We start from the raw sequence: 8,280 nt of genomic DNA on the forward strand, positions 1-8,280 counted from the left end.
TGAGCTGGCGGCGGCGCACGTGGCGGGGGTGTTCTCGCTCCAGGACGCGGCCCGGCTGGTTGCGGCGCGGGCCGGGTTGATGCAGGCGCTGCCGGTGGGCGGGGCGATGGCCGCCGTCCAGGCCGGCGAGGACGAGGTGCTGCCGCTGCTGACCGGCGCGGTGGGCATCGCGGCCGTCAACGGCCCGCGCGCCGTGGTGGTCTCCGGCGACGAGGACGCCGTCCTCGCGGTCGCCGAGCGCTTCGCCGACCGGCGCACCCGCCGGCTGCGGGTGTCGCACGCCTTCCACTCCGCGCACCTGGACCCGATGCTGGCCGCCTTCGAGGCGGTCGCCGCCACCCTGACCTACCACCCGCCGACGCTGCCGGTGGTCTCGAACGTCACCGGCAAGGTCGCCACCGCCGCCGAGCTCACCGACCCGGCGTACTGGGTGCGCCAGGTCCGCGAGCCGGTCCGGTTCGCCGACGTGGTCGGCGAGTTGGCCGCCGAGGGGGTCACCACCTTCCTGGAGCTCGGCCCCGACGGCACGCTGACCGGGCTGGTCGAGCAGACCCTGGAGGCGCCGGTCACCGCCGCCGCCCTGCGCCGGGACAAGGCGGAGGCGCACAGCGCGCTCACCGCCCTCGCCCGGATCCACGTCCACGGTCACCGGGTCGACTGGACCGCCCTGTTCGGCGGCGACCGCCGCCCCCGCACTGAGCTGCCCACCTACCCGTTCCAGCGTCGCCGCTACTGGCTGGAGGCCGCCGCCGGAGCCGTCGACGCGGGCGGCCTCGGCCTCGGCACCGTCCGCCACCCGGTGCTCGGCGCGGTCGTCCGCCCCGCCGACTCGGACAGCGTGCTGCTCACCGGCAGCGTCTCGCTCGCCACCCACCCGTGGCTCGCCGACCACGTCGCGCACGGCACGGTGCTCGCCCCGGGCGCGGCCCTGCTGGAGCTGGCGATCCGGGCCGGCGACGAGGTCGGCGCGCCCGTCCTGGACGAACTGGTCGTCGAGGCCCCGCTGGTGCTGCCCGAGCGCGGCGCGCTGCAGCTGCAGGTCGCCGTCGGCGAGCCCGACGGGCACGGGGTGCGCACGGTCGCCGTCCACTCCCGGGCGGGCGCCGACGCCGAGTGGACCCGGCACGCCGACGGTCTGCTCTCGGACCGCGAGGCCGCGCGCCCGGACGCCGTCCGGCCCGCCCCGGCGGACGCCGAGGAGATCACCGCCGAGGAGGCGTACGAGCAGCTTGCCGCCGTCGGACTCGACTACGGCCCGGCGTTCCGCGGCCTGCGCTCGGTGCGCCGGGACGGGACGGACCTGTACGGCGAGGCCGCGCTGCCCGCCGAGCAGGCGGCCGACGCCGCCCGGTTCGGCATCCACCCGGCGCTGCTGGACGCCGCCGCCCAGCTGCCCGCCCTCGCCGGCGGCCCGCAGGCGGGCCGGCGGCTGCCGTTCGCCTACCGCGGCGTCACCCTGCACGCCACCGCCGCGACCGCGCTGCGGATCCGGGTCGCCGAGACCGGCCCGGACCAGTACGCGTTGACCGCCGACGACCCCGAGGGCCGTCCGGTGGTGTCGATCGCCGAGCTGGTCACCCGGCCCGTGCAGGACGGCCCGGCGGCCGGGGCCGCCCGCCTCGACCGGGACAGCCTGTTCGCCGTGGAGTGGCCGCGGATCGAGGCCCCGGCGCAGCCCGTCGACCCGTTCGACGAGCTGCGGGTGGCCGCGCACCGGGGCACCCTCGCCGAGGTGCTGAAGCAGGTGCAGGGCTGGCTCGCCGACGAGGCGAACGCGTCCTCGCGGCTGGTCGTGGTGACCCGGGGCGCGGTCGCCGTCGACAGGGAGGTGCCGGACCAGGCCCTCGCGCCGGTCTGGGGCCTGCTGCGCTCCGCGCAGTCCGAGCACCCGGAGCGGATCGTCCTGGTGGACACCGACGCGGAGGCCGCCTCCGAGCAGCGGCTGGCCGCCGCCGTCGCCACCGGCGAGCCGCAACTCGCGCTCCGCGAGGGCCGGGTGCACGTGCCCCGGCTGCAGCGGGTCGCGCCGCCGCAGGGAGAGTCCCGTCCGTGGGACCCGGAGGGCACCGTGCTGATCACCGGCGGCACCGGCGTGCTCGGCGCGCTGCTGGCCCGCCACCTGGTCGCCGAGCGCGGCGTCCGCCACCTGCTGCTGCTCTCCCGGCGCGGACCCGACGCACCCGGCGCGGACGGCCTGCGGGACGAACTGGAGGCGCTCGGCGCCGCGGTGACCGTCACCGCGGCCGACACCGCCGACCGCGCGCAGCTCGCCGCCGCGATCGCCGCCGTCCCGGCCGCGCACCCGCTCACCGCCGTGATCCACACCGCCGGTGTGGTCGACGACGGCGTGTTCGGCGCGCTCACCCGGCAGCGGCTGGCCGGCGTCTGGGAGCCGAAGGCCGACGGCGCCCGGTACCTGCACGAGCTGACCCGGGGCCACGACCTGGCCGCGTTCGTGCTGTACTCCTCCGTCGCCACCGTGCTCGGCTCGCCGGGGCAGGCGAGCTACGCGGCGGCCAACGCCTACCTGGACGCGCTGGCGGCCCACCGCCGCTCGCTCGGCCTGCCCGCCCAGTCGCTGGCGTGGGGCCAGTGGGCCGAGGCCAGTGGCATCACCGGCCACCTCACCGAGACCGACCACGCCCGGCTCGCCCGGTTCGGCATCCGGCCGATCGACTCCGCGGAGGGCCTGGCCCTGTTCGACGCGGCCGAGCTGCTCGGCGAGCGGCCCGCCCTGGTGCCCGCGCCGCTCGACCTGGCCGCGCTGCGCGGACGCGCCGTGCCGCCGCTGCTGCGCGGCCTGGTCCGCGGGGCCCGCCGCACCGCCGGCGCGGCGGCCGGGGCGGCCGGCGAGGCCGGGCTCGCGCAGCGGCTCGCCGCGCTCGGCGACGGCGCCGAGCGGCTCGCCGAACTGCTGCGGCTGGTCCGCGCCGAGGTGGCCGCCGTGCTCGGCGGCGATCCGGAGTCGGTGGGCAGCAGCCGCTCCTTCACCAGCCTCGGCCTGGACTCGCTGACCGCCGTCGAACTGCGCAACCGGGTCGGCGCCGCCACCGGACTGCGGCTCTCCGCCACCCTGGTGTTCGACCACCCCAGCCCGGTCGCCCTCGCCGAGCACCTGCTCGCCGAACTGCTCGGCGACACCGCCGACGAACCCGCCGCGGCGCCGGCCCCGGTGCCGGTCCGGGCGGACGAGCCGATCGCGATCGTCGGCATGGCCTGCCGCCTGCCCGGCGGCGTCACCGACCCCGACGAGCTGTGGCGGCTGGTCGCCGACGGCGTCGACGCGATCGGCGAGTTCCCCGCCGACCGCGGCTGGGACCTGGACGCGCTCTACTCGCCCGACCCGGACAGCCCCGGCACCTCGTACACCCGGCACGGCGGATTCCTGGACCGGGCCGCCGAGTTCGACGCCGCGTTCTTCGGCGTCTCGCCGCGCGAGGCGCTGGCCACCGACCCGCAGCAGCGCCTGCTGCTGGAGGCCGGCTGGGAGGCGCTGGAGAGCGCCGGACTCGACCCGACCACGCTGCGCGGCAGCCGCACCGGCGTGTTCGCCGGCGTGATGTACCACGACTACGCGCCCCGGGTCCGCGAGGTCCCGGCGGAGCTGGAGGGCTGGCTGGGCAACGGCACCGCAGGCAGCGTCGCCTCCGGCCGGATCTCGTACACCTTCGGGTTCGAGGGCCCGGCCGTCACGGTCGACACGGCCTGCTCCTCCTCGCTGGTCGCCCTGCACCTGGCCGCCCAGTCGCTGCGCACCGGCGAGTGCGACCTGGCGCTGGCCGGCGGCGTGGCCGTGATGTCCACCCCGACCACGTTCGTGGAGTTCTCCCGCCAGCGCGCCCTGTCGGCCGACGGCCGCTGCAAGGCGTACGCGGGCGCCGCGGACGGCACCGGCTGGGGCGAGGGCGTCGGCCTGCTGCTGGTCGAGCGGCTCTCCGACGCGCAGCGCAACGGGCACCGGGTGCTCGCGGTGCTGCGGGGCTCGGCGGTCAACCAGGACGGCGCGTCCAACGGCCTCACCGCGCCCAGCGGCCCCGCCCAGCAGCGGGTCATCCGGCAGGCGCTCGCCAACGCCGGGCTGGCCGCCGCCGACGTCGACGCGGTCGAGGGCCACGGCACCGGCACCCGCCTCGGCGACCCGATCGAGGCGCAGGCGCTGCTCGCCACGTACGGGCAGGACCGCGAGGAGCCGCTCTGGCTCGGCTCGCTGAAGTCCAACATCGGCCACACCCAGGCCGCCGCCGGCGCCGCCGGGGTGATCAAGATGGTGCAGGCGATCCGGCACGGCGTGCTGCCGCGCACCCTGCACGTGGACGAGCCCACCCCGTACGTGGACTGGGAGGCCGGCGAGGTGCGGCTGCTCACCGAGCAGCGGGCCTGGCCCGAGGCCGGGCGTCCGCGCCGGGCCGGGGTGTCCTCGTTCGGCGTGTCCGGCACCAACGCGCACGTGATCATCGAGCAGGCGCCCGCCGAGCGGCCGCGGCCCGAGCGCGGACCGACCCCGCCGGTGCTGCCGTTCGCGGTGTCGGCCCGCTCCGGCGCGGCCCTGCGGGCCCGGGCCGGGCAGATCGCCGAGCTGCTGGAGACCACCGAGCCGGTGGACCTCGCGCACACCCTGGTCACCGCCCGGGCCGCACTGGAGGAGCGGGCCGTCGCGGTCGGCGGCGCCGAGGGCCTGCGGGCGCTCGCCGCCGACGAGCCCTCGGCCGCCCTGGTCCGCGGCACCGCCGACCTGACCGGGAAGACCGTGTTCGTCTTCCCCGGACAGGGCTCCCAGTGGGCCGGCATGGCGGTCGAACTCCTCGACACCGCACCGGTCTTCGCCGCCCGGATCGCCGAGTGCGCGGCCGCCCTGGCCCCGCACACCGACTGGTCGCTGGTCGACGTCCTGCGCGGCGCGCCCTGCTCGCCCGGACTCGACCGGGTCGACGTGGTGCAGCCCGTGCTGTGGGCGGTGATGGTCTCCCTCGCCGAACTGTGGCGCGCCCACGGCGTCCACCCCGACGCGGTGGTCGGCCACAGCCAGGGCGAGATCGCCGCGGCCGTGGTCGCCGGCGGGCTCTCCCTGGAGGACGGCGCCCGGGTGGTCGCCCTGCGCAGCCGCGCCATCCTCGCGCTCTCCGGCAAGGGCGGCATGGCCTCGGTCGCGCTGCCCGTCGACCGGGTCGCCGAGCGGATCACCGCCTGGGACGGCCGGCTGTCCGTGGCGGTCGTCAACGGGCCGTCCGCGACCGTGGTCTCCGGCGAGCCCGAGGCGCTCGCCGAACTGGTCGCCGGCTACCGCGAGGAGGGTGCCCGGGCCCGGCTGGTCCCGGTCGACTACGCCTCGCACTCCGCCCAGGTGGACGGGCTCCGCGAGGAGCTGCTGGAGCTGCTGGCACCCGTCCGCCCGCGCACCGGCACGGTGCCGCTGCTGTCCACCGTCACCGGCGGCTGGCAGGACACCGCAGGGCTGGACGCCGCGTACTGGGTCACCAACCTGCGCGAGACGGTCCGCTTCGAGCACGCCACCCGGGCGCTCGCCGACCAGGGCCACACCGTCTTCGTCGAGGTCAGCCCGCACGCGGTGCTCACCGTGCCGCTCCAGGAGACCCTGGAGTCGGCCGGGCTCGGCCGCCGCAGCGCGGTCACCGGGACGCTGCGCCGCGACGAGGGCGGGCTGCACCGCTTCCTGCTCTCGGCGGCCGACCTGTGGGTCCGCGGCGTCGCCGTGGACTGGACGGCGCCGCTCGCCGACGCCCGCCCCCGCCCGGTCCCGCTGCCCGGCTACCCGTTCCAGCGGCAGCGGTACTGGCTGGAGGCGACCGTCTCCAACACCACCGTCACCGCGGCCGCCGCCCCGCAGCCCGCGGCCGACGGCGAGGACGCCCCGTGGATCGCCAGGCTGGCCGCCCTGGCCGACCCGGCCGCCCGCGAGGCCGAACTCCTCGCCCTGGTCCGCCGGGAGGCGGCCGCCGTCCTCGGCCACGGCGACAGCGCCGGCGTCGACGCCGACCGGGCGTTCCGCGACCTCGGCCTGAGCTCGCTGACCGCCGTCGAACTGCGCAACCGGATCGGCGCCGGCACCGGGCTCGACCTGCCCGCCACCCTGGTCTTCGACCAGCCCACCCCGGCCGCCGTCGCTGCCCACCTGCTGGCCGAACTCCCGGCCGCCGCGGGCGGACCCGGCCCGCTCGGCGCGCTGGAGTCGCTGGCCGCCCTGGAGCGCGCCCTCGCCGCCCCGGACGGCGCCGCCGAGGTCGACCGGGCCCTGCTGGGCCGGCTGCGCGCCCTGGTCGACCGCTGGGACCTCGACGAACAAGCGGGAGACGAGGACGAGTTCGACTTCGACAACGCCAGCGACGAGGAGCTCTTCCAGCTGGTCGAGCGCAACTCCGACACCCACTGATCCGACCGACCCCCGTTCCACCGAACACCGTGACGCGAGAGGCAGCGATGTCCAACGACCAGAAGCTCAGGGACTACCTGAAGCGCGCCCTGGCCGACGCCCAGAAGGCCAACCGGCGGCTCCAGGAAGTCGAGCACGCCAAGCGCGAGCCGATCGCGATCATCGGCATGGCCTGCCGACTGCCCGGCGGCGTCGACTCGCCCGAGGACCTCTGGCGGCTCGTCACCGAGGGCCGGGACGCCGTCGGCCCCTTCCCCGCCGACCGCGGCTGGGACCTGGAGGCGCTCTACTCGCCCGACCCCGACAACCCCGGCACCTCGTACACCCGGCACGGCGGATTCCTCGACACCACCGCCGAGTTCGACGCCGAGTTCTTCGGCATCTCGCCGCGCGAGGCGCTGGCCACCGACCCGCAGCACCGGCTGCTGCTGGAGACCGCCTGGCAGGCCTTCGAGCGGGCCGGGATCGACCCCGGCACGCTGCGCGGCAGCCGGACGGCCGTGTTCGCCGGCATCGCGGGCAGCGACTACACCCCGCGGCTGCACGACGCGCCCGGCGAACTGGAGGGCTACCTCGGCATCGGCGGCCTGGACAGCGTCGCCTCGGGCCGGATCTCGTACACCTTCGGGTTCGAGGGCCCGGCGGTGACGGTGGACACGGCGTGCTCGTCCTCGCTGGTCGCCCTGCACCTGGCCGCGCAGTCGCTGCGCAGCGGGGAGAGCGACCTGGCGCTGGCCGGCGGGGTCAGCGTGATGGCCACCGCCCAGGGGTTCGTGGAGTTCGCCCGCCAGCGCGGCCTCTCCGCGGACGGCCGCTGCAAGGCGTTCGCCGCGGCGGCGGACGGCACCGGCTGGGCGGAGGGGGTCGGCCTGCTGCTGGTCGAGCGGCTCTCCGACGCCCGGCGCAACGGGCACCGGGTGCTCGCGGTGCTGCGCGGCAGCGCGGTCAACCAGGACGGCGCGTCCAACGGCCTCACCGCGCCGAACGGCCCCGCCCAGCAGCGGGTCATCCGGCAGGCCCTGGCCGGCGCCCGGCTCGCCCCGGCCGACGTGCACGCCGTCGAGGCGCACGGCACCGGCACCCGCCTCGGCGACCCGATCGAGGCCCAGGCGCTGCTCGCCACGTACGGGCAGGAGCGCGAACAGCCGCTGCTGCTCGGCTCGTTGAAGTCCAACATCGGCCACACCCAGGCCGCGGCCGGGGTGGCGGGCGTGATCAAGTCGGTGCTGGCCATCCGGCACGGCGTGCTCCCGCGCACCCTGCACGCCGAGGAGCCCACCCCGTACGTCGACTGGACCGCCGGATCGGTCGAGCTGCTCACCGAGCAGCGCGCCTGGCCGGCCGTCGACGGCCCGCGCCGGGTCGGGGTGTCGGCCTTCGGCGCGAGCGGCACCAACGCGCACGTGATCATCGAGCAGGCGGAGGAGGACGACCGCGCCGAAGTTCCTTCGACCGAACCGCCGTTGGTGCCCTTCGTGGTGTCGGCCCGCTCGGAGCAGGCGCTGCGCGCGCAGGCCGGGCAGATCGCCGACCTGCTGGAGGAGGCCGACCCGGTGGCCGTCGCCCGCTCCCTGGTCACCGCCCGGGCCGGGCTGGAGGAGCGGGCCGTCGTCCTCGGCGACCCGAGCGGCCTGCGCGCCCTGGACCGCCCGGACGTCGTCACCGGCTCTACCCTCGGCTCCGGCCGGCTCGCCCTGCTCTTCTCCGGTCAGGGGAGTCAGCGGGTGGGGATGGGGCGGGAGTTGTACGGGGCGTTCCCGGTGTTCGCGGCGGCGTTCGACGCGGTGGTGGAGGCTTTGGGTCTGCCGGTGGCGGAGGTGATCGCCTCGGGTGAGGGGTTGGACGAGACGGGGTGGACGCAGCCCGCGCTGTTCGCGGTGGAGGTGGCGCTG

General features: G+C 77.2%; 2 protein-coding genes. Both read left to right on the forward strand.

From position 1 onward, the window contains the following. On the forward strand, positions 1-6,388 hold a 6,388-nt coding region (locus tag ACGFX4_RS41020; RefSeq protein WP_393086284.1), incomplete at its 5' end, for an SDR family NAD(P)-dependent oxidoreductase. 47 nt (positions 6,389-6,435) lie between these two features. Beyond that, positions 6,436-8,280 (forward strand): type I polyketide synthase (locus ACGFX4_RS41025; RefSeq protein WP_393086286.1); only part of this gene is annotated, 1,845 nt, incomplete at its 3' end.

The organism is Kitasatospora sp. NPDC048365 (assembly GCF_043200835.1).
GTDB classification, from domain to species: domain Bacteria; phylum Actinomycetota; class Actinomycetes; order Streptomycetales; family Streptomycetaceae; genus Kitasatospora; species Kitasatospora terrestris.